The sequence below is a fragment of the Streptomyces sp. NPDC006393 genome (genome assembly GCF_040628575.1).
Lineage (GTDB): Bacteria > Actinomycetota > Actinomycetes > Streptomycetales > Streptomycetaceae > Streptomyces.
The window spans coordinates 1-19,807 of record NZ_JBEXZD010000091.1; the positions used below are offsets into that span (position 1 = coordinate 1).

The following is a 19,807-nucleotide window of genomic DNA, read 5'->3' on the forward strand; positions in this document are numbered from 1 at the left end:
CCGCCGCCAGGTCACCACCGACCCGGTGCCCCGGCGGATGATCCGCAGCAGCCGCTGCCCCTCGTTGTCATCGATCTCGCGGACCCGGACACGCTCAGCCATCTGCCCAGCATGACGTACAACGAGCCGCCCGGATCACCATCCGGACGGTTCGTCACAACAGGGCGAACGTTGCCTGATGTGGCACTAGACACCTCCCAGGTCCTGTCGACTCGCTCGGCCGTTCGGCCGTCGGCCGCGTGGGTGGGGTACGCGTGCGGCGGGCCGTCACGGGGGATGGGCTGCCTCGGAGGCGGCACGGGCAACTCTCCGTCCGCGGCGGTACTCGGGACGGTCCGCCGACCGTGCCGCCGGAGGAGTGTCCATGCGCGATCGATCCCTCCTGCGCGGCGGCCCGGGGCCCGTCGCCGCGGCCGCCGCCCTCACGTTCCAGATCGCCGCCGGAACGGCCGTCGCCGGGCCGGGGATCTCCGTGAGCACCAGCGGCTCCACGGTGACGGTGACCACCAGCTCGTGCACCCCGGTCGACAGCGCCTGGGGCACGGCCTCGCTGCTGGGCCCCGGCCAGACCGGCTTCGCCCAGGGACGCCGGGCGGCACTCACGGGGACGACCGCCGGCCAGTCGGCGGTCTGGCGAAGCGTGCGCCCGGGCACGTACACGGTGATCGTGGTGTGCGCCGACGACATGACGGCGGGCACCCAGTCCGTCGTGGTCACCGCCCCCTCGAAGCCGGCGGCCTCCTCCGCGCCCGCCGCTTCCGCACCGTCGCGCGGTCTCCTGGACCGCCTGGGCAGCCGCGTCAAGGCCAACGGCACCGTCGTGCTCGCGACGGGCGGGACGCTGATCGGGGCCGCGATGATCGCCACCGGCTGGGTGCTCCGGCGCCGGTCGAAGCCGTACCCGCTGTGAGCGGCGGGCCGCAGGTGGCGGGGAAGGGACGCGGTCGGCGTAGGCCGAGGCGGGTCGGCGTGAGCCGACGCGGTGAGCCTGGGTCGAGGCGGGCCGGCGTGGGTCGAGGCCGGTCGGCGCCGGCGTCTCAGGCCGGATCCGTGCCCGGCAGTTCGGCGAACTCCTCCAGCGCGTGCCTGAGCCACCCGGTCCAGAACGTCTCCAGGTCGATCCCGGCCCGCAGCACCAGGTGCTGCAACCGGTTCTGGGGGCTGTCCTTCCCGGGCGGGAAGTCGCGCTCCTCGATCTGCCGGTACTCCGCCAACTGCCGCTCGTGCCGCTGAAGATGGCGCCGGAGGTCGTCCTCGAGCCCCGCCGTGCCGACCACGGCCGCGGCGCGCAGCCGCAGCAGCAGGGCGTCGCGCAGCGGCTTGGGCTCCTGGGACGCCGCCGTCCAGCGGGCCAGTTCGGCCCGGCCCGCCGGCAGCACCTCGTAGCTCTTGCGCTGCCCCCGGGCCGGTTGCTCGGCGGGCAGGGCGCGGATGAGGCCGTCCGCCTCCAGTTTCCCCAGCTCCCGGTAGATCTGCTGATGCGTCGCCGACCAGAAGTAGCCGATCGACTTGTCGAAGCGGCGCGTCAGCTCGAGCCCCGACGACGGCTTCTCGAGCAGGGCGGTGAGGATCGCGTGCGGGAGTGACATGGGGTCATCCTAGGGACGGCCCGGCCCTGCCCCGGCGCGCCCCTACAAGGCCGCCGCCAGCTCCGTGCCCTGCTTGATCGCGCGCTTGGCGTCCAGTTCGGCGGCCACGTCCGCGCCACCGATGAGGTGGGCGCTGCGCCCGGCGGCGACGAGCTCGTCGTACAGGTCGCGGCGCGGCTCCTGTCCGGTGCACAGCACGACGGTGTCCACCTCCAGGACGCTGCTCGCGCCGTCCACGGTGATGTGCAGCCCGCTGTCGTCGATCCGGTCGTAGCGCACGCCCGGGATCATGGTGACGCCGCGGTGCTTGAGCTCGGTGCGGTGGATCCAGCCGGTCGTCTTGCCGAGGCCCGCGCCGACCTTGCTGGTCTTGCGCTGGAGCAGGTGGACGGTGCGCGGCGGGGCGGGCCGCTCGGGCGCGGCGAGGCCGCCGGGGGCCCGGTAGTCGGTGTCGACGCCCCAGGCGCGGAAGTACGCGGCGGGGTCCTCGCTGGTCTTGTCGCCACCGTCGGTCAGGAACTCGGCGACGTCGAACCCGATGCCGCCCGCGCCCAGGATCGCCACCCGGTCTCCGACGGGAGCGCCGTCGCGCAGCACGTCGAGGTAGCCGAGGACGCGCGGATGGTCCACGCCGGGGATCTCGGGGGTGCGCGGGGTGACCCCGGTGGCGACGACCACCTCGTCGTGGCCGGCGAGGTCGCCGGCGCTCACCCAGGTGTCGAGGCGTACGTCCACGCCGTGCGCGTCGAGCTGGTGGCGGAAGTAGCGCAGGGTCTCGTCGAACTCCTGCTTGCCGGGGACCTTGCGGGCGACGTTCAGCTGGCCGCCGATCTCGCTCGCGGCGTCGAAGAGCGTGACGTCGTGGCCGCGTTCGGCGGCGCTCACCGCGCAGGCCAGTCCGGCGGGACCGGCGCCGACGACGGCGACGCGCTTGCGCCGCCGGGTGGGCGAGAGCACCAGCTCGGTCTCGTGGCAGGCGCGCGGGTTGACCAGGCAGGAGGTGATCTTCCCGCTGAAGGTGTGGTCGAGGCAGGCCTGGTTGCAGCCGATGCAGGTGTTGATGGCCTCGGGCCGGCCGGCGGCGGCCTTGGCCACGAAGTCGGGGTCGGCCAGCATCGGGCGGGCCATGGAGACCATGTCGGCGCGGCCGTCGGCCAGCAGCTGCTCGGCGAGCTCCGGGGTGTTGATGCGGTTGGTGGTGACGAGCGGGACCGAGACCGCGCCCATGAGCTTCTTCGTCACCCAGGTGTAGGCGCCACGCGGCACGGAGGTGGCGATGGTGGGGATGCGGGCCTCGTGCCAGCCGATGCCGGTGTTGATGATGGTCGCGCCTGCCGCCTCGACGGCCTTGGCGAGCGTGATCACCTCCTCCAGGGAGGAGCCGCCGGGCACCAGGTCCAGCATGGACAGCCGGTAGACGATGATGAAGTCCTCGCCGACCGCCTCGCGCACCCGGCGGACGATCTCGACCGGGAAGCGTGTGCGGTTGTCGTAGGAGCCGCCCCAGCGGTCGGTGCGGTGGTTGGTGCGGGCCGCGATGAACTCGTTGATCAGGTAGCCCTCGGAGCCCATGATCTCGACGCCGTCGTAGCCGGCCTGCCGGGCGAGGCGGGCGGTGCGGGCGTAGTCGTCGATGGTCCGCTCGATGTCGGCGTCGGTGAGCTCGCGGGGGACGAAGGGGCTGATCGGCGCCTGGAGCGGGCTCGGTGCGACCAGGTCGCGGTGGTAGGCGTAGCGGCCGAAGTGCAGGATCTGGAGCGCGATCCGGCCGCCCTCGCGGTGCACGGCGTCGGTGACGACCCGGTGCTGCCCGGCCTCCTCCTCGGTGGTGAGCTTGGCGCCGCCCTCGTAGGGCCGTCCCTCGTCGTTGGGCGCGATGCCGCCGGTGACGATGAGGCCCACCCCGCCGCGCGCCCGGGCCGCGTAGAACTCCGCCATCCGCTCGAAGCCGCGCTCGGCCTCCTCCAGGCCGATGTGCATGGAGCCCATCAGGACGCGGTTGGGCAGGGTGGTGAAGCCCAGGTCGAGCGGGCTCAGCAGGTGCGGGTAACGGCTCATCGGGCCCTCCGTGCGCGGTGTCGTCACCGCATTTGTAGAGGACGCCGAGGCGGTTATGCAACTAGTTGCACAACCGGGGGCGCGCACTCGGCCACCGGAGGACCCTCACTCCGGTGGCCGTGGCTCACATCAGCGGCTCTCCAGGCGTACGTGCAACTCGCGCTCCTGGTCGCCGGACGCCGTGCACAGGTCCTGGACGGTGAACAGGGAGTCCAGGGTCGTGCGGAACCGGTCGATCGCCCAGTAGCCGCCCTGCACGTCGGCCGTGACGGACGCCCCCAGGTGTGCGGGACCGCACGTCCCGCGGGGCTCGGCGACGTCGAACGTGCCGAGCCACACCGTGGGCCGCACCTCGTGGTAGTCGCGGGGCACGTCGTCCGCGCGCCGGTCGGACGAGAAGCAGGCGCACAGGGCGTCGAACACGATCCGGGCGTCTTCCTTGCTGCATCCGCTCAGCTCCACCGAGACGGATTCCGGGTGCTCGGGCTCACTGACCATCGTGATCGCTCCTCTCGTGGCCGCACTGCGACTGCCGCACAAGCTTCCTGCGACCGCCGCACAGGGTTCCCCCGAAACCGCGCCCCACCCCCATCCCTCAGCAAAGCACCACCTCCCGTCGGTGCACCAGCGGCGGCACACCATCGGCGGCGCTCCCCGTCGCGCACCTCGTCCGGGCGGGACATCTCGGACTTCGCGCAGCGTGCGGGCCCGGCGGCCCTTACGGCCGACTCGGCGGGACGACCACCCCGGTGGTGAGGGATGGTGGAAAGAGGCGACGGACCCTCGGAGAGGTGAGTGTGGGCGCGGTACAACAGGGGGTGTCGGCACCGGGGACGGCGGGCCGCGTGGACGGGCGAAGGCGGTGCGTGCGATGACAGCAGCCGGGGCTGCCTCGGCCGAGGGCCAGGAGCCGTTCGGCGGTCCGGTGGGACCGAGCGGGCTGCTCGACGTGCTGGGCGTGGCCTCGGTGGTCCTCGACGCCCAGGGGCGCATCGTGCTGTGGAGCCCGCAGGCCGAGGAGCTCTTCGGCTATTCGGCGCAGGAGGCGCTCGGACAGCTCGCCGGCCGGCTGATGGTCCACGAGGAGCACCTGGACCTCGTGATCAAGCTGTTCGCCGACGTCCTGCGGACCGGCCAGGGCTGGGCCGGCGCCTTCCCCATACGGCACAAGGACGGCAGTACCCGTCTGGTGGAGTTCCGCAACATGCGGCTGCTGGACGACCGCGGCGACGTCTACGCGCTGGGGCTCGCCGCCGACCAGTCGACCGTGCGCCGGCTGGAGCGGGACGTGGCGCTGTCGGCGCGGATCGTCTCGCAGTCCCCGATCGGGCTCGCGGTCCTGGACACCCGGCTGCGGTACGTCTCGGTCAACCCGGCCCTGGAACGCATGGTCGGGGTCCCGGCCGAGGCGCAGATCGGACGGACCATCCCCGAGGTGCTGCCGCAGGTGGACACCGAGGCGCTGCTGGCCGCCGCGCTGCGGGTGCTGGAGAGCGGCCGGCCCCTCGTCGACGTCTTCGCCGTCGGCCGGACCCCGGCCGACCCGGAGGAGGACCACGCCTGGTCGGTCTCGCTGTACCGGCTGGAGGACGCCGTCGGCACGGTACTGGGCGTGGCGCTGTCGAGCGTGGACATCACCGAGCAGTACCGGGCCGGCATCGAGGCGGAGGCGGCACGCCGGCGCCTGGCCCTGATCGCCGACGCCTCGGCCCGGATCGGCACCACCCTCGACCTGGACCGCACCGCCCGGGAGCTGGCCGACGTGGCGGTGCCCGAGCTGGCGGACGTGGCGGCCGTGGACCTGCTGGAGGCGGTCGTCGGGGGCCGGCGCAGCAGCCTGGGCCCCACCGAGCCGGCGGTGATCCGGGCTCTGGCCGTCCGGGCGGACCATGCCGTCGACGCCCTGGAGGCGGCCGACCCGCCGGGCCAGATCGCCCGCTACGGCCCCGAGCGGCTGGTCACCCAGTGCGTGCGCACCGGGCGCCCGGTGCTGGTGCGGCATGTGAAGGACGAGGACCTGGCGTCCATCGCCCGGTCCCCGGAGGCGGCCGTTCTGCTGGGCCGCGCGGGCGTGCACTCCTACCTCGCCGTGCCGCTGATCGCGCGCGGCGAGGTGCTGGGCGCGCTGGACCTCAAACGCACCCGGAACCCCGAGCCCTTCAGCGAGGACGACGTCCTGCTCGCCCGGGAGCTGGCGGCGCGCGCGGCCGTACAGATCGACAACGCCCGCTGGTACCAGAACGCCCGTGACACGGCCCTCACGCTCCAGCGCAGCCTGCTGCCCCGCCACCCCTCCGTCACGGGCGGGCTGGAGGTGGCCTCCCGCTACCAGCCGGCGGGCGCCACGATCGAGGTGGGCGGTGACTGGTTCGACGTGATCCCGCTGGAGGGCGACAAGACGGCACTGGTCGTCGGGGACGTCATGGGCAGCGGCATCAGCGCCGCCGCCACGATGGGCCGGCTGCGCACCGCCACGAAGGCCCTGGCCTCGCTCGACCTGGACCCCGCACGGCTCCTGGAGCACCTGGACCGGATCACCGACGGCCTGGACCAGTCCATCGCCACCTGCCTGTACGCCGTCCACGATCCGCATCTGCGGCAGTGCCGGATCGCCAACGCCGGGCACCTGCCCCCGGCCCGGGTCCGTCCGGGCCGTCCCCCGGAACTGCTCGACCTGCCCACCGGGGTGCCGCTGGGCGTCGGCGGGGTGGCGTTCTCCACCACCACCGTCGACCTGGAGCCGGGTGACCAGCTGGTGCTGTACACCGACGGACTCGTGGAGACCCGGCGGCATCCGCTGGACGAGCGCCTGGAGTCGCTGCTGACGCTGCTCGACGATCCGGGACGCCCCTTGGAGGACCTCTGCGACCTGCTGCTGCGCACGCTGCACCAGCCGGACAACCACGACGACGTGGCCCTGCTGGTGGCCCGCGCGCAGACGCTCATGCCGCCGGGTGCCCCGACCGCCTGACGGCGGACCCGGGCGTTTCCGACGGACCTGGCCGGGCCTTCGTGCCGATGACCACGTGCGCGTACAGCTCCCGCGAGACGGCCAGGCGCGGGGTCAGGCCGGCCCGGGTGAAGGCCTCCAGGGCGGCCGGGGCCTGGCGTTCGCTCGTCTCGACGAGGAGGCAGCCGCCGGGGGCGAGCCAGGCGGGGGCCGCGGCGGTGACGCGGCGCAGCACGTCGAGGCCGTCGGCGCCGCCGTCCAGGGCGACCGGCGGTTCGTGGTCGCGGGCCTCGGACGGCAGGAGCCCGACCTCGGCGGTGGGGACGTAGGGGACGTTGGCGGCGAGGACGTCGACCCGGCCGCGCAGCCCGGCCGGCAGCGCCTCGAACAGGTCGCCGAGGTGGACCCGGCCCCCGAGGGGAGCGATGTTGCGCCGGGCGCAGCGCACCGCGGCCGGGTCGATGTCGGCGGCGTGCAGCTCGGCCGGGCCGAGCGCCGCGGCCAGCGCGGCGCCCACCGCGCCGGACCCGCAGCACAGGTCCACGACGACGCGGGCGTCCCGGGCCTGGGCGACGGCCTGCTCGACCAGGAACTCGGTACGGCGCCGGGGCACGAAGACACCGGGTTCCACGAGCACCCGCAGGCCACGGAACTCGGCCCAGCCCAGAACCTGTTCGAGCGGCAGCCCGGACGCGCGCCGGTCCACCAGCGCGGTGAGCTCGCCGGGTGTGCGGGCGGCCGCGAGGATCAGCTCCGCCTCCTCCTCGGCGAACACACAGCCGGCCGTGCGCAGCGCGGTGACGACCGCGGCACGCGACTCCGGAGGGAAGGCGCCGGCGGTGGAGGGGAAGGGGGACGACGGCGCCGCGGGCGAGGGAGAAGAGGATGGCGGAGTGGGACGTTCGGGCATGGGGAGCCGGGACCTTTCGGGAGCCGAAGGGCGCTCCCCCGGTCACCTATCGGCGGTGACCCGCGCGGTCGTGCGGAGAGAGCACCCGAGCTGACACAGCGACGATGGGTCTCACCTCCTCGGCTCCGCGCGGTCCGGACCGTCCGAGACCGCTGGTCACCCTACCCCAACCCTCGGACACCGACGGTCCCTTCGGTGCCCTCGGGCGACGGCCGCATCGCCAGTTGTACTATGCAACCAGAACGACAGGGAGGTGTTCCGTGACAGCGGCCGAGGGCGAGAGCGAGAGCGAAGGCGAGACGGCCGTGGAGACGATCCAGCGCGAGATGACGGTCTTCGCGCGCCGGGCGCGGGCCTCGGCGGGGCGCATGCACCCCGAGCTGTCGCTGGTGTCCTACACGCTGCTCGGGCATCTGGAGGAGCGGGGCGGCTGCCGCGCCACCGACCTGGCGGCGCACTACGCACTGGACAAGTCCACCGTCAGCCGGCAGGTGGCCGCTCTGGAGCGGACCGGCCTCATCGAGCGGCGCCTGGACCCCGAGGACCACCGGGTACAGGTGCTGCACCTGACGGACACCGGCCGGGAGATCCTGGCCCAGGTCACCGAGAGCCGCCGGGCGGCCTTCCGTAAGCGGCTGGCGGACTGGCCGCAGGAGGACCTTCAGCGGTTCGCGACGTATCTGGCCCGCTACAACGCGTGGACCCCGGCGCCGGAAGCACGGGCCTAGGGGCGTCTCGACGAGACACCCCCTAGATCTGCTGTCCCAGGGCCGGTCCCGGGCCGTCCCGGCGACCACGTACGGTGGAGCACCATGAACGTCACCCGAGGATTCACCGGGCGTCCGCGCGTCGCCGACCCCGGACTGCCGCCCGGGCAGTACGACGCCGGCGACGACTGGCCCGTGCTGTCCGCCGAGGTCACGCCCGGCATCGCGCCCTCGGACTGGACGTTCCGCGTCGACGGTCTGGTCGCCGAGCCCCGCACCTGGGACTGGGAGCAGGCACGGCAGCTGCCCGCGTCCGCGTACGAGGGCGACATCCACTGTGTGACCGGCTGGTCGAAGTTCGGGCTGCGGTTCGAGGGCGTGTCGCTGGACGTGTTCCTCGACGCGGTACGGCCCGTCGCCGGCGCCACACACGCCGTCGCCTACTCGCACACCGGGTACACCACGAACCTCCCGCTCGCGGACCTGCGCGGCGGGCGCGCCTGGATCGCGTTCGCGTACGACGGCGCACCGCTGCCCGCCGAGCACGGGGGTCCGGCGCGGCTGCTGGTGCCGCACCTGTACTTCTGGAAGAGCGCCAAGTGGATCGCGGGCCTGCGCGTCCTCGACCACGACGAGCCGGGCTTCTGGGAGCGGAACGGCTACCACGCCCGCGGCAACCCCTGGGAGGAGCAGCGGTACTCCGGTGACTGAGACCTTCGCGCCCCCGACCCGGTTCGCCGTCCCCGGCCGTATCGCCGTGAGCGAGCAGGCGGCCACCCGATGGCAGACCGCGACCCTCACCGAGATCCGGCGGGAGACCCCGCGCGCCGCGACCTTCCGGCTGGCGGTGCCGGCGTGGCCGGGGCACCTGCCCGGGCAGCACCTGATGCTGCGGCTGACCGCGCCCGACGGTTACGTGGCCCAGCGCCACTACTCGATCGCCTCGGCGCCCGACGACTCCGGGCACATCGAACTGACCCTGGACCACGCCGAGGGCGGCGAGGTCTCCGGCTGGTTCCACACCGTGGCCCGCCCCGGCGACCGGGTGGAGGTGCGCGGCCCGCTGAGCGGCTTCTTCGCCTGGCCCGGCGACCGCCCCGCACTGCTGCTCGGCGCGGGTTCCGGGGTCGTACCGCTGATGTCGATGGTGCGGCACCACCGGGCGCGGCGGCTGACCGTGCCGCTGCGGCTGCTGGTGTCCGCGCGCACCCCCGAAGAGCTCATCTACGCCCGGGAGTTCGGCCCGGAGACCACACCCGTGTTCACGCGCGGCGCGCCCGCGGGCGTGCCGGTGGGGCGGCTGTCGGCCGCGCATCTGGCGCCGTTGGTGGCGCGGCCGCCCGCGGGCGGCTGGGAGGCGTACGTGTGCGGGTCCAACGGCTTCGCGGAGCACGCCTCGCGGCTGCTGGTCGCCGCGGGCCTGCCCGTGGACCGCATCCGGATCGAGCGCTTCGGCTGACGGGGACCGGGCCCTGCGGCTCGCACGCGGGGCTCCGCCGTGGCCGGTCGCGTACAGGTGACCCGACCACTCGCCCGGGCACCGAGCCGACGGGCCGTCCGGCCAGTCGAACGAAACCGGTCCGCACGGTTGCTCTGACCAGCGGTGGTCGGCCGGCACGGGCCCTCCCGCGCGGGCGGTCATTGTGCGGACAGGGTCTGGCGAGTCCTCCGACCACCGCCGTACGGTGTGATCACCTATCGGTGTTTTCCGTGTGCGAAGGCGGTTGTTGATGGCCCTGTTCGACCTTCCCCTCGACGAACTCCGCGAGTACCGCAGCAAGTCCACCGAGCCGGAGGACTTCGACGCCTTCTGGTCCAAGACCCTCCAGGAGGCCCGCGAGCACGATCTGGGCGCCCGCTTCGACCTGGTCGACACGGGGCTGACCACGGTCAAGGTGTACGACGTGACCTTCGCCGGGTTCGGCGGCCACCCGGTCAAGGGCTGGCTGACGCTGCCCGCCCGGGTCGACGGGCCGCTGCCGCTGATCGTGGAGTTCATCGGCTACGGCGGCGGGCGCGGACTCCCGCACGAGCACCTGCTGTGGGCGTCGTCGGGCCGGGCGCACTTCGTGATGGACACGCGGGGGCAGGGCAGCGCCTGGGGCGGCGGGGGCGGCACCGCCGATCCGGTGGGCGGCGCACCGGCGTACCCCGGTTTCATGACCCGTGGCATCGACGCGCCGGAGAACCACTACTACCGCCGGGTGTTCACCGACGCGGTGCGCGCGATCGAGGCGGCGCGCTCGCACCCGCTGACCGACGCGGCCCGGACCGTGGCGATCGGCGGGAGCCAGGGCGGCGGCATCACGATCGCGGTGGGCGGCCTGGTGCCGGATCTGGCCGCGATCGCTCCGGACGTGCCGTTCCTGTGCGACTACCCGCGCGCGGCGACGCTGACCGACCGCCACCCGTACCGGGAGATCGGCCTGTACCTCAAGACCCACCGCGGGCGCACCGAGGAGGCGCTGCGCACCCTGTCGTACTTCGACGGCGTCCACTTCGCCGCCCGCGGCCGGGCGCCGGCGCTCTTCTCGGCGGCGCTGGAGGACCAGACCTGCCCGCCGTCGACGGTTTTCGCCGCGTTCAACGCCTGGGCACACGAGGACAAGACCATAGAGGTGTACGACTTCAACGACCACGAGGGCGGCGGCCCCTACCAGGAAGCGGCCAAGCTGCGCTGGCTGCGGTCGTACGCCTGAGGCGGCCGCGGGGCCGGGCGGTCCGGGTCACCGGGGTGCGGTCCGGGGTGGATCAAGGACGGATTTCGGCCGAACCGCCCGGCCGCACTTCCGAACTGGTTTAGACCAATGGTAGATCTGGTGGCGCAATGAGCCCGAGCGGCTACGGTACGTCATCAACAGGAGGCGGGGCATGGCCCGCACCACCCCCCGGAACCACCCGACGACGGAAGGAACGACCGAGGAACGGCCGCTGTACTGGAGAGTCGCCGGCGAACTGCTCGGAGAACTGCGCGACGGCACCGTCCCACCCGGTGAACGACTGCCGGGCGAACGGCAGTTGGCCGCGCACTTCGGGGTCAGCCGGGAGACCGTGCGGCAGGCGCTGGACGTGCTGCGCCGCGACGGGCTGATCTCCACCGACCGGCGGGGCAGCCATGCCACGCTGACCGGGCCGCCGGTCGAGTCGCCGTCCTCGCTGGCCTTCCCGGTCGGCGCCCGCGCCGCCGACCCGGACGCCTTCGACCGGGCCACCGTCGCCTGGGAGGCGCCCCCCGCGGAGCACGCCGTGGCGCTCGGTCTCGCCCCGCACCGGCCGACCCTGGTGCACCGCTACCGGTCCGCGGCGGCCGACGGCACCGGGCTGCGCACGGCCGTGACCTCCTTCTCCGCCGTGGCCCTCGCCGAGGTCGAGGAGCTCGCCCGCTACCGCGACCGCGCCGACGGTTCGTGCGCCGCACAACTGCGGCGGACCTACGACTGGATGCGCCGGGCGGGACTGACCCTGCATCACCGGGACTCGATCACCCGGCTCGGGAGCGGCGCCTCGGTGCGGGTGATCCGGCGCGTCCACGACCAGTACGCGCGCCCGCTGGAGATCACCGACCTGATCGTGGACGCCCGGCAGGACGCCCTCGTCTACGAGTTCACCCTGCCGGCCGCGGTCTGACGCGCCGTCTCCCGGCCCGGCAGCCCGCCCGTCAGGAGCCCGCGGAAACCGGCCTGCGGGCCGCGATCATCCGGGCCCGGGGACTGCCGTCGGCGCGGTGGCCGAACCCCGGCAGCGCGTACAGCTCCACCCGGAAGCCCGCGCGCTCCAGCTCCCGCCGCACCTGCCCGAACCGCAGGGCGCGGTAGTACATGACGAACGGCGGCCGCCACACGGCGTTGCGCACCCGCATCACCGCGTCGAAGCCGAGCAGCGTCCAGCACGCGGCCGAGCGCGGCGGGGGCGGGGCGAGGACCGGGAACGCGAACACGCCGCCGGGCCGCAGTGCCGCGTGGACGCCGCCGAAGAGTCCGGGCAGTTCGGCGGGGAGGAAGTGACCGAACGCGCCGAAGCTCACGACGAGGTCGAAGCCGGAGGTGAAGGGCAGGGCGCGGGCGTCCGCGCGCACCAGGCGGGCCCGGGGACCGGCCTCCGGGAGCCGTTCCCCGGCGACGGTGAGCATCCCGGTGCTGAAGTCGACGCCGGTGACCGACCTCCGGCACACGCGGGCCAGCACATCGAGGCCGGCGCCCGTGCCGCAGCACAGGTCGAGTCCGTCGTCGTAGGGCCCGGTCAGGTCCAGGACCGCGCCGACGGCGTCCAGCACCGCCTCCGGGGTCCGGAACGGGGTGTGGTCGAACTTCGGCGCGAGCAGGTCGTAGCCCCGCTCGACGGAGGACAGCGCCTGCACGGCGAGCTCACGGAGCGTGGGGCCTTCGGGGCTGAACATCCGCGTCAGCTTAGACCGTCGCGGACCGTCGCACGCTCGGTGACGGTGTGAGCACGGACCCGTGGTGAGCACGTACCTGTCCGTGGTACATTGCGATCAGCACATGTGTACGCCCCGCTTGTGGGCGCCGGTGCGAGTTCTCCTCTCTTTCGTGCCTTTCGGCCGGTCCGTACGCCGCCTTAGATCGCGCGTCCGGTGTGTCGGCCTTCTGTCACCACCCGGTCGGTCGTGCGTGTCCCGCGTCGGCGGGTCCCACGTACCCGAGGTGGTGTTCTCGCGCCGCCGCGGACCCTGCTCCAGTGCAGCCTCCGCCCCGCGGCTTCTCCCTTCCCCGCACGCCTGTTTCCCCGGCACGCCTGACGTGTCGTCCGTCCGTGAAAGGACCACGCCTCATGACCACCACACTCGAACATCCTCCGGTGGAGCGCCGGCCGTCACCGGCCGCCCGGCCCGTCACCGGTGTCCTGGACATCGACGCGAGCGGGAAGGGCAGGCTCCGCGGTGCGGACTGCCTGTCCGCGCCGGCCGACCCCCAGGTCCCCGCCGCCCTGATCCGCCGGCACGGACTGCGCGCGGGCGACCTGGTGGAGGGCGCGCTCGGCGACCGGCACACCGTCACCGGCATCGTGCGCGTGGGCGGCCGCGCCCCCAACGAAGCGAGCGGCCGGCGCCGGTTCGCCGACCTGACCCCGCTGCACCCGCGCGAGCGGCTGCGCCTGGAACACCCGGCCGCCGGTCTCACCGGGCGCGTGGCGGACCTGGTCGCACCCGTGGGCAAGGGGCAGCGCGGGCTGATCGTGGCGCCGCCCAGGACCGGCAAGACCGTGCTGATCCAGCAGATCGCGGCCGCCGTCGCCGGGAACCACCCCGAGTGCCGGCTGATGGTCGTGCTGCTGGACGAGCGCCCCGAGGAGGTCACCGACATGCGGCGCTCCGTGCGCGGCGAGGTCTACGCCTCCACGTTCGACCGGACGGCCGGGCAGCACATCGCGCTCGCCGAACTCGTCATCGAGCGGGCCAAACGGCTCGTGGAGGCCGGCGAGGACGTCGTCGTGCTTCTCGACTCCCTGACCCGGCTGTGCCGGGCCCACAACAACGCGGCCGCCGCCGGTGGCCGCACCCTCAGCGGCGGTGTCGACGCGGCCGCGCTGCACGGCCCCAAACGGCTGTTCGGGGCGGCGCGCCTGGCCGAGGAGGGCGGTTCGCTCACCGTTCTCGCCACGGCGCTGGTCGAGACCGGCTCCCGCGCCGACGACCTCTTCTTCGAGGAGCTGAAGAGCACCGGCAACCTCGAGCTCAGGCTCAGCCGCGAACTCGCCTCCCGCCGCCTCTTCCCGGCCGTCGACATCCAGGCCTCCGGCACCCGTCGCGAGGAACTCCTCCTCTCCCCCGCCGAGTTGACGGCGACCGGCGGGCTGCGCCGGGTGCTGCGGGACCGCGACGGGCGCACCGGTCTGGAGACCCTGCTGGAGCGGCTGCGCGAGACACCCGACAACGCGACGTTCCTGCGCCGCGTCCAGCCGACGCTGCCGACCGGCTAGGGGCGTCTCGCCGATCACGCCGGGCTCGCGGCGACCCGAACGGCGGCGTGCGCTGGGACATCCGGGTGCCGGTGGTCCCCGTTCGGCCCTCGGCGAGGTCACGCCTCCGCCGGTTCGTTCCTAGCTTTGCGATATGACGATCGGTCTTTCTTCTCGAGCGACCCTGTCGGCCCGCGCCCTGTGCGCGACGGGCATGCTGCTGCTGGCCTCGCCGGCGGCGGCGGTGGGCGCGTCCGGGGCGGACCCGGGCGCCCAGGGGCGGCCGAAGACGGCGATGCCCCAGCCGGCCCTGCTGGCTCGCGAGGGCACCCATGTCCGGCTCCGCGCCGGGGCGCCCGAGACGCCGGACGTCTCCGCGATGTCCTGGCTGGTCGCCGACGCCGGCACCGGAGAGGTGCTCGCCGCGCGCAACGCGCACGTGAAACTGCCGCCCGCCAGCACCCTCAAGACCCTGTTCGCGCTGACCGTGCTGCCCGCCTTTCCCGGCGGCGTCCGGCACACCGTCAGCCACGAGGAGCTGATGGGCATCGGCGAGGGCAGCAGCCTGGTGGGGGTCGTCGAGGGCAACACCTACAAGGTGGCCGACCTGTGGCGCGGGGTGTTCCTCAACTCCGGCAACGACGCCGTGCACGTGCTCGCCGCGCTGAACGGCGGCTGGGAGCACACGGCCCGGCAGATGCAGGCCAGGGCCCGCGCGATGGGCGCCCTGGACACCCAGGTCGTCTCCCCCGACGGCTACGACGCCGACGGGCAGGTGTCCTCGGCGTACGACCTGGCGGTGTTCGGGCGGGCCGGGCTGCGCAACCCTGACTTCGCGCGCTACTGCTCCACGGCGGCGGCCGCCTTCCCCGGCACCGGCGGCGCGACGTACCGGATCGCCAACACCAACCGGCTGCTGACCGGTGCCAGCGGTGTGAAGCCCTACCCCGGTCTGATCGGCATCAAGAACGGCTACACGAGCAACGCGGGAAACACCCTCGTCGCCGCGGCCCACCGGAACGGGCGCACCGTCCTCGTGACGGTGATGCACCCTCAGCAGGGCGGCGGGCTTCAGGTGTACGAGGAGGCACGCGCGCTGCTCGACTGGGGATTCGACGCCTCCGGACACGTCGACCCGGTGGGTTCTCTGGACGCGCTGCGCCCGGTGGCCCACACGGCGCAGGCGGCGCCCTCGGCCGGCGCGCCGCGCGCGACCGCGTCGGAGCCAGCCGCTGCCTGGGACTGGCCCACGACGGGCGCGCTCGCCGGCGGGGCCGGCCTGGCCGCGGGTACGCTGGTGGTCGTCCTGCGGCGCAGGGGCAAGCCGCTCACCCGCGGGTGAGCCGGCTCAGAACACCGACAGGCCGGTGAGCGTGGTGAAGCGGTCCAGGGCCGCGACGCCCGCCACCGAGTTGCCCCGCTCGTCGAGACCGGGACTCCACACGCACAGCGCGCACCGGCCCGGTACGACGGCGATGATGCCGCCGCCCACACCGCTCTTGCCGGGCAGTCCCACCCGGTAGGCGAAGTCGCCCGCCGCGTCGTACGTCCCGCAGGTCAGCATGATCGCGTTGACCTGCTTGGCCTGGCTGCGGCTGAGCAGCCGGGTGCCGTCGGCGCGGACGCCGTGCCGGGCCAGGAACGTGGCGGCCAGGGCCAGGTCGGCGCAGGACGCGGCGATCGAGCACTGGCGGAAGTACTGGTCGAGCAGGACCGGCACCGGGTTGTCGATGTTGCCGTAGGACGCCATGAAATGGGCCAGGGCGGCGTTGCGGTCGCCGTTCGCGGTCTCGGAGGCGGCGACGTCCTCGTCGAAGTCGAGGTCCGGGTTGCCGCTCTCGGCACGTAGCAGGGCGAGCAGTTCGCCGGCCGCGTCCCCGGTGCGGGTCTGGAGGCGGTCGGTGACGACCAGGGCGCCCGCGTTGATGAACGGGTTGCGCGGGATGCCGTTCTCGTACTCCAGCTGCACCAGCGAGTTGAACGGATTGCCCGACGGCTCGCGGCCCACGTGCTCCCACAGCTCGTCGCCCTCGCGGGCCAGGTCGAGGGCGAGGGTGAACACCTTCGTGATGGACTGCGCGGAGAACGGCTCCCGCCAGTCCCCCACCCCGTACACCGTGCCGTCCAGCTCGGCGACGGCCATGCCGAAGGCGCGCGGGTCGCGGGCCGCGAGCGCCGGGATGTAGTCGGCGGGGCGCCCGCGGCCGGGCGTGTGCTCGACCTCCTCGGCGATGCGCTCCAGGACCGGCTGGAAGGTCGGGGAGGACGACGGGGGAACTGCCATGATCACCATTGTGCCTCCGGCCGGTCCCGGTGCGCCGCCGCGGCCGGCTCAGACCAGGGGTGCGCCGCTGCCGGCCACGACCTCCGGCCGCAGCAGGTCCGCCAGCCGCTCGGCCGGCAACAGGCCCTTCTCCAGGACCAGTTCGGCGACGCCTCGGCCGGTGGCGAGGGCCTCCTTGGCGATGTCGGTGGCGACGGTGTAGCCGATGTGCGGGTTGAGTGCGGTGACCAGGCCGATGGAGTTCTCGACGGTGGCGCGCAGCGCCTCGGTGTTGGCGGTGATGCCGTCGACGCAGCGCTCGGCGAGCGTCAGGCAGGCCGCCCGCAGGTGGGTGATGCTCTCCGACAGGGAGTGCAGGATGATCGGCTCGAACGCGTTGAGCTGGAGCTGTCCGGCCTCGGCGGCCATGGTGATGGTGACGTCGTTGCCGATCACCTCGAAGGCGACCTGGTTGACGACCTCGGGGATCACCGGGTTGACCTTGCCCGGCATGATGGACGATCCGGCCTGCACCGGCGGCAGATTGATCTCACCGAGGCCGGCGCGCGGCCCGGAGGACAGCAGGCGCAGGTCGTTGCAGCTCTTGGAGAGCTTGACCGCGATCCGCTTGAGCACCCCGGACATCTGGACGAACGCGCCGCAGTCCTGGGTGGCCTCCACCAGGTTGGCCGCGGTGACCAGGGGCAGCCCGGTGATGTCGGACAGGTGGCGGCGGGCGGACTCGGCGTAGCCGGCGGGCGCGTTGAGGCCGGTGCCGATCGCGGTGGCGCCGAGGTTGATCTCGTGGATCAGCTCGACGGCCTCCGCGAGCCGGCTGCGGTCCTCGTCGAGCATGACGGCGTACGCGGAGAACTCCTGCCCGAGCGTCATCGGCACCGCGTCCTGGAGCTGGGTGCGGCCCATCTTCAGTACGTCGCGGAACTCGACGGCCTTGCGGGCGAAGGCGTCCTGGAGCACGGCCATCGCCTTGAGCAGCCCGCGCACCGCGAACACGGTCGCGATCTTGACGGCGGTCGGGTAGACGTCGTTGGTGGACTGGCCGAGGTTGACGTCCTCGTTGGGGTGCAGGTGCCGGTAGTCGCCCTTGGCGTGGCCCAGCAGTTCCAGGGCGCGGTTGGCGACGACCTCGTTGGCGTTCATGTTGGTGGAGGTGCCGGCGCCGCCCTGGATCACGTCGACGACGAACTGGTCGTGCAGCTTGCCGGAGCGGATCTCCCGGCAGGCGGCGACGATGGCGGCGGCCTTGCCCGGGTCCAGCAGGCCGAGCTCCTCGTTGGCGAGCGCGGCGGCCTCCTTGACGGCGGCCAGGGCGTCGATCAGGTGCGGATAGGCGGCGATCGGCGTTCCGGTGACGGGAAAGTTCTCCGTGGCGCGCAGGGTGTGGATGCCCCAGTACGCATCGGCCGGAACGTCCCGGTCGCCGAGCAGGTCGTGTTCGCTTCGGGTGACGGCGGTCATGGGGATGCGGCCTCTTTCGCAGGTACGAGGTCTCGTCGTCCCCTTCCCGTCGTCCGCCCGAAGGACGGGCGGACCGGGACGTGACGACAGAGCCCGGAGAGGAGGGGTGCGGGCGTGGTCAGGCGCAGGCCGGCTCCGTCAGCGGCTCCAGCGTGCGGACCGGGCGGACCCGGCCGACCGGGACGCCGCCGCCCAGCAGCGGCTCGCCCGCGAACTCGGTGAGCAGCCCGGCGTCGACGCCGGCCCGGACCAGGGCCGCCGCGGCGACCGGGATCCGGGCCCGGTCCGCACCGTCGGCTATCTTCACGGCGACGGCCCTGCCGTCCGGCAGCGCGGCGACCTGGACGCCCTCGAAGCCGTCCTTGGCGAGCAGTCCGGGCACGGCCCGCATCAGCGCGGCCACGTCCCGGCCAGAGCCGGAGGCCATCTCGGCGTGCTCCCGCATCGCGTCGGCCACGCGGGCCTCGGGGGTGCCGGGGGCGGCGGTGGTGACACGGGCGAGGGCGCGGGCCAGGCCGTGCAGGGAGACGGCGAACAGGGGCGCGCCGCAGCCGTCGACCGTGACCTGGGCGATGCGCTGGCCGGTGAGGTCCTCCACGGTCTCGGCGACGGCCTGCTGGAGGGGGTGGGCCGGGTCCAGGTAGTCGTCCAGGGACCAGCCGTTGAGCTTGCAGGTGGAGAGCATGGCCGCGTGCTTGCCGGAGCAGTTCTGCGCGAGCCGGGAGGGCCTGCGGCCCTCGCGCACCCAGGTGTCCCGGACGGCCGGGTCGAACGGCAGGTCGGGGACGTTGCGCAGGTCGTCCTCGGTCAGTCCGGCCAGTTCGAGGATCCGCCGGGCGCCGGCCAGGTGGCGTTCCTCCCCGGAGTGGCTGGCGGCGGCGAGCGAGAGCAGGTCGCCCTCGAGCGGGAGGCCGGCCCGCACCATGGCCACGGCCTGGACGGGCTTGAGCGCCGAGCGCGGGTAGAAGGCCGCCTCGACGTCGCCGAGCTGGAAGTCGGTCCGGCCGTCGGTGCCCAGGACGACGACGGAGCCGTAGTGGATGCCCTCGGTCACGCCGCCGCGGACGAGGTGGGCGACGGGGGCGTGGAGGGGGTCGCGGACGAGGGGTGCCGCCGCGGGCGAACTGCTGTACATCACTGCCTGCATCACTGGTGGGTGGGTGTCGTGGGCCTGCGCGGGGTTCGTGTGCGGGCCCTGCTGGGGGTGCGGTCGGCGGGTCCGCTCATGCCTCGGTTCCGCCGTCGGTGGGCCGGTCGGGGCGCGCCGCGCGCATGATGTCGGTCAGGGTGGTCTCGACGCGGTCGAGGTGGTGGGACATCGCGGCCACCGCGTCCTGCTCGCTGCCGCCGGTGAGGGCCTCGACGATGGCGCGGTGCTCCCGGTCGGACTGCTCGCGCCGGCCGCCGAGCTCGTTCAGGAAGGCCGACTGGCGGGCCAGCGCGTCGCGGATCTCCTCGATGACCCGGCGGAACACCGGGTTCCGGGCGGCCTGGGCGACGGAGAGGTGGAAGAGGGTGTCCAGCGCGACCCACGAGGTGGTGTCGGTCTCCTGCTCCATCCGCTCCAGCAGATGGACCAGGTGGTCCAGGTCCTCGGGGGTGCGGCGCCGCGCCGCGTAGCCGGCGACCGGGATCTCGATGTGCCGGCGCACCTCCAGCAGGTCGCTGGCCGCGTAGTCGCCGAAGGTGGGGTCCTCCACCGCACTGGCGACGACGAAGGTGCCCTTGCCGGTCCTGGAGACGGTCAGGCCCATGGTCTGCAGCGCCCGCAGGGCCTCGCGCAGGACCGGCCGGGAGACCGCCAGGGTGCGGCACAGCTCCGCCTCGGAGGGGAGCTTGTCCCCGATGGCGTACTCGCCGCGCTCGATGGCGCCCCGCAGGTGGGTGAGCACCGCTTCCATCGCGCTGACGCGCCGCGGCACCGGCCCACCTGTC

At 73.7% G+C, this 19,807-nt stretch carries 18 protein-coding genes; 9 read left to right on the top strand and 9 right to left on the bottom strand.

Features of this window, described 5'->3' with window-relative positions; all coding sequences use genetic code 11:
* The first annotated feature begins 364 nt into the window (after positions 1-364).
* Positions 365-910 (top strand): hypothetical protein, encoded by a 546-nt coding sequence (locus ABZ484_RS28990; protein WP_358868877.1) that lies wholly within the window; start codon positions 365-367, stop codon positions 908-910.
* Positions 911-1,037: 127 nt separating this feature from the next.
* On the opposite strand, the gene ABZ484_RS28995 is transcribed toward ABZ484_RS28990, so the two are convergent.
* The 3 genes from ABZ484_RS28995 to ABZ484_RS29005 form a co-directional block, all read right to left on the bottom strand.
* Complete coding sequence (locus ABZ484_RS28995) at positions 1,038-1,589, bottom strand: PadR family transcriptional regulator (protein ID WP_358868878.1); 552 nt, start codon at positions 1,587-1,589, stop codon at positions 1,038-1,040.
* Positions 1,590-1,631: 42 nt separating this feature from the next.
* Positions 1,632-3,647 carry an NADPH-dependent 2,4-dienoyl-CoA reductase gene (locus ABZ484_RS29000; RefSeq protein WP_358868879.1) on the bottom strand — a complete coding sequence of 672 codons (2,016 nt, stop codon included), beginning with the start codon at positions 3,645-3,647 and terminating at the stop codon, positions 1,632-1,634.
* Positions 3,648-3,776: 129 nt separating this feature from the next.
* Complete coding sequence (locus ABZ484_RS29005; protein ID WP_358868880.1) at positions 3,777-4,145, bottom strand: hypothetical protein; 369 nt, start codon at positions 4,143-4,145, stop codon at positions 3,777-3,779.
* 373 nt (positions 4,146-4,518) lie between these two features.
* On the opposite strand from ABZ484_RS29005, the gene ABZ484_RS29010 reads away from it, so the two are divergent.
* Positions 4,519-6,618, top strand: a complete 2,100-nt coding sequence (locus tag ABZ484_RS29010) for a SpoIIE family protein phosphatase (RefSeq protein ID WP_358868881.1) — start codon at positions 4,519-4,521, stop codon at positions 6,616-6,618.
* Here the strand turns inward: ABZ484_RS29010 and ABZ484_RS29015 are convergent.
* Entirely contained in the window at positions 6,590-7,507 is a 918-nt protein-coding gene (locus ABZ484_RS29015; RefSeq protein ID WP_358868882.1) for a putative protein N(5)-glutamine methyltransferase, read from the bottom strand. The two genes, ABZ484_RS29010 and ABZ484_RS29015, sit on opposite strands and share 29 nt — an antisense overlap.
* Positions 7,508-7,833: 326 nt before the next feature.
* Between ABZ484_RS29015 and ABZ484_RS29020 the strand changes: the two genes are divergently transcribed.
* From ABZ484_RS29020 to ABZ484_RS29040, 5 genes are all read left to right on the top strand, one after another.
* Positions 7,834-8,235 (top strand): MarR family winged helix-turn-helix transcriptional regulator, encoded by a 402-nt coding sequence (locus ABZ484_RS29020; protein ID WP_358868904.1) that lies wholly within the window; start codon positions 7,834-7,836, stop codon positions 8,233-8,235.
* Between the two features lie 84 nt (positions 8,236-8,319).
* Positions 8,320-8,925: a sulfite oxidase-like oxidoreductase gene (locus ABZ484_RS29025; protein ID WP_358868883.1), complete on the top strand. Its 606-nt coding sequence runs from the start codon at positions 8,320-8,322 to the stop codon at positions 8,923-8,925.
* Positions 8,918-9,673, top strand: coding sequence for a ferredoxin reductase (locus tag ABZ484_RS29030; RefSeq protein WP_358868884.1), 756 nt, complete (start codon positions 8,918-8,920; stop codon positions 9,671-9,673). The genes ABZ484_RS29025 and ABZ484_RS29030 overlap by 8 nt, the downstream gene beginning before the upstream one ends.
* 271 nt (positions 9,674-9,944) lie before the next feature.
* A complete protein-coding gene (locus tag ABZ484_RS29035; RefSeq protein ID WP_358868885.1) occupies positions 9,945-10,913 on the top strand; it encodes an acetylxylan esterase in 969 nt (322 codons plus the stop codon).
* A 172-nt stretch (positions 10,914-11,085) separates the two neighbouring features.
* Positions 11,086-11,841 (top strand): GntR family transcriptional regulator, encoded by a 756-nt coding sequence (locus ABZ484_RS29040; RefSeq protein WP_358868886.1) that lies wholly within the window; start codon positions 11,086-11,088, stop codon positions 11,839-11,841.
* 31 nt (positions 11,842-11,872) lie between these two features.
* On the opposite strand, the gene ABZ484_RS29045 is transcribed toward ABZ484_RS29040, so the two are convergent.
* Complete coding sequence (locus ABZ484_RS29045; protein WP_358868887.1) at positions 11,873-12,610, bottom strand: class I SAM-dependent methyltransferase; 738 nt, start codon at positions 12,608-12,610, stop codon at positions 11,873-11,875.
* Positions 12,611-13,002: 392 nt separating this feature from the next.
* Here ABZ484_RS29045 and rho point away from each other — a divergent pair, with 392 nt between their 5' ends.
* Both rho and ABZ484_RS29055 read left to right on the top strand, forming a co-directional pair.
* Entirely contained in the window at positions 13,003-14,151 is a 1,149-nt protein-coding gene (gene rho, locus ABZ484_RS29050) for a transcription termination factor Rho (protein ID WP_358868888.1), read from the top strand.
* Between the two features lie 133 nt (positions 14,152-14,284).
* Positions 14,285-15,472, top strand: coding sequence for a D-alanyl-D-alanine carboxypeptidase (locus ABZ484_RS29055; protein ID WP_358868889.1), 1,188 nt, complete (start codon positions 14,285-14,287; stop codon positions 15,470-15,472).
* Positions 15,473-15,478: 6 nt separating this feature from the next.
* On the opposite strand, the gene ABZ484_RS29060 is transcribed toward ABZ484_RS29055, so the two are convergent.
* The 4 genes from ABZ484_RS29060 to ABZ484_RS29075 form a co-directional block, all read right to left on the bottom strand.
* Positions 15,479-16,423 (bottom strand): glutaminase, encoded by a 945-nt coding sequence (locus tag ABZ484_RS29060; RefSeq protein WP_358868890.1) that lies wholly within the window; start codon positions 16,421-16,423, stop codon positions 15,479-15,481.
* A gap of 39 nt (positions 16,424-16,462) precedes the next feature.
* Positions 16,463-17,872, bottom strand: coding sequence for an aspartate ammonia-lyase (gene aspA, locus ABZ484_RS29065; protein WP_358868891.1), 1,410 nt, complete (start codon positions 17,870-17,872; stop codon positions 16,463-16,465).
* Positions 17,873-17,990: 118 nt separating this feature from the next.
* Positions 17,991-19,007 carry an asparaginase gene (locus tag ABZ484_RS29070; protein WP_358868905.1) on the bottom strand — a complete coding sequence of 339 codons (1,017 nt, stop codon included), beginning with the start codon at positions 19,005-19,007 and terminating at the stop codon, positions 17,991-17,993.
* Between the two features lie 88 nt (positions 19,008-19,095).
* A complete protein-coding gene (locus ABZ484_RS29075; RefSeq protein ID WP_358868906.1) occupies positions 19,096-19,773 on the bottom strand; it encodes a FadR/GntR family transcriptional regulator in 678 nt (225 codons plus the stop codon).
* Positions 19,774-19,807 lie beyond the last annotated feature (34 nt).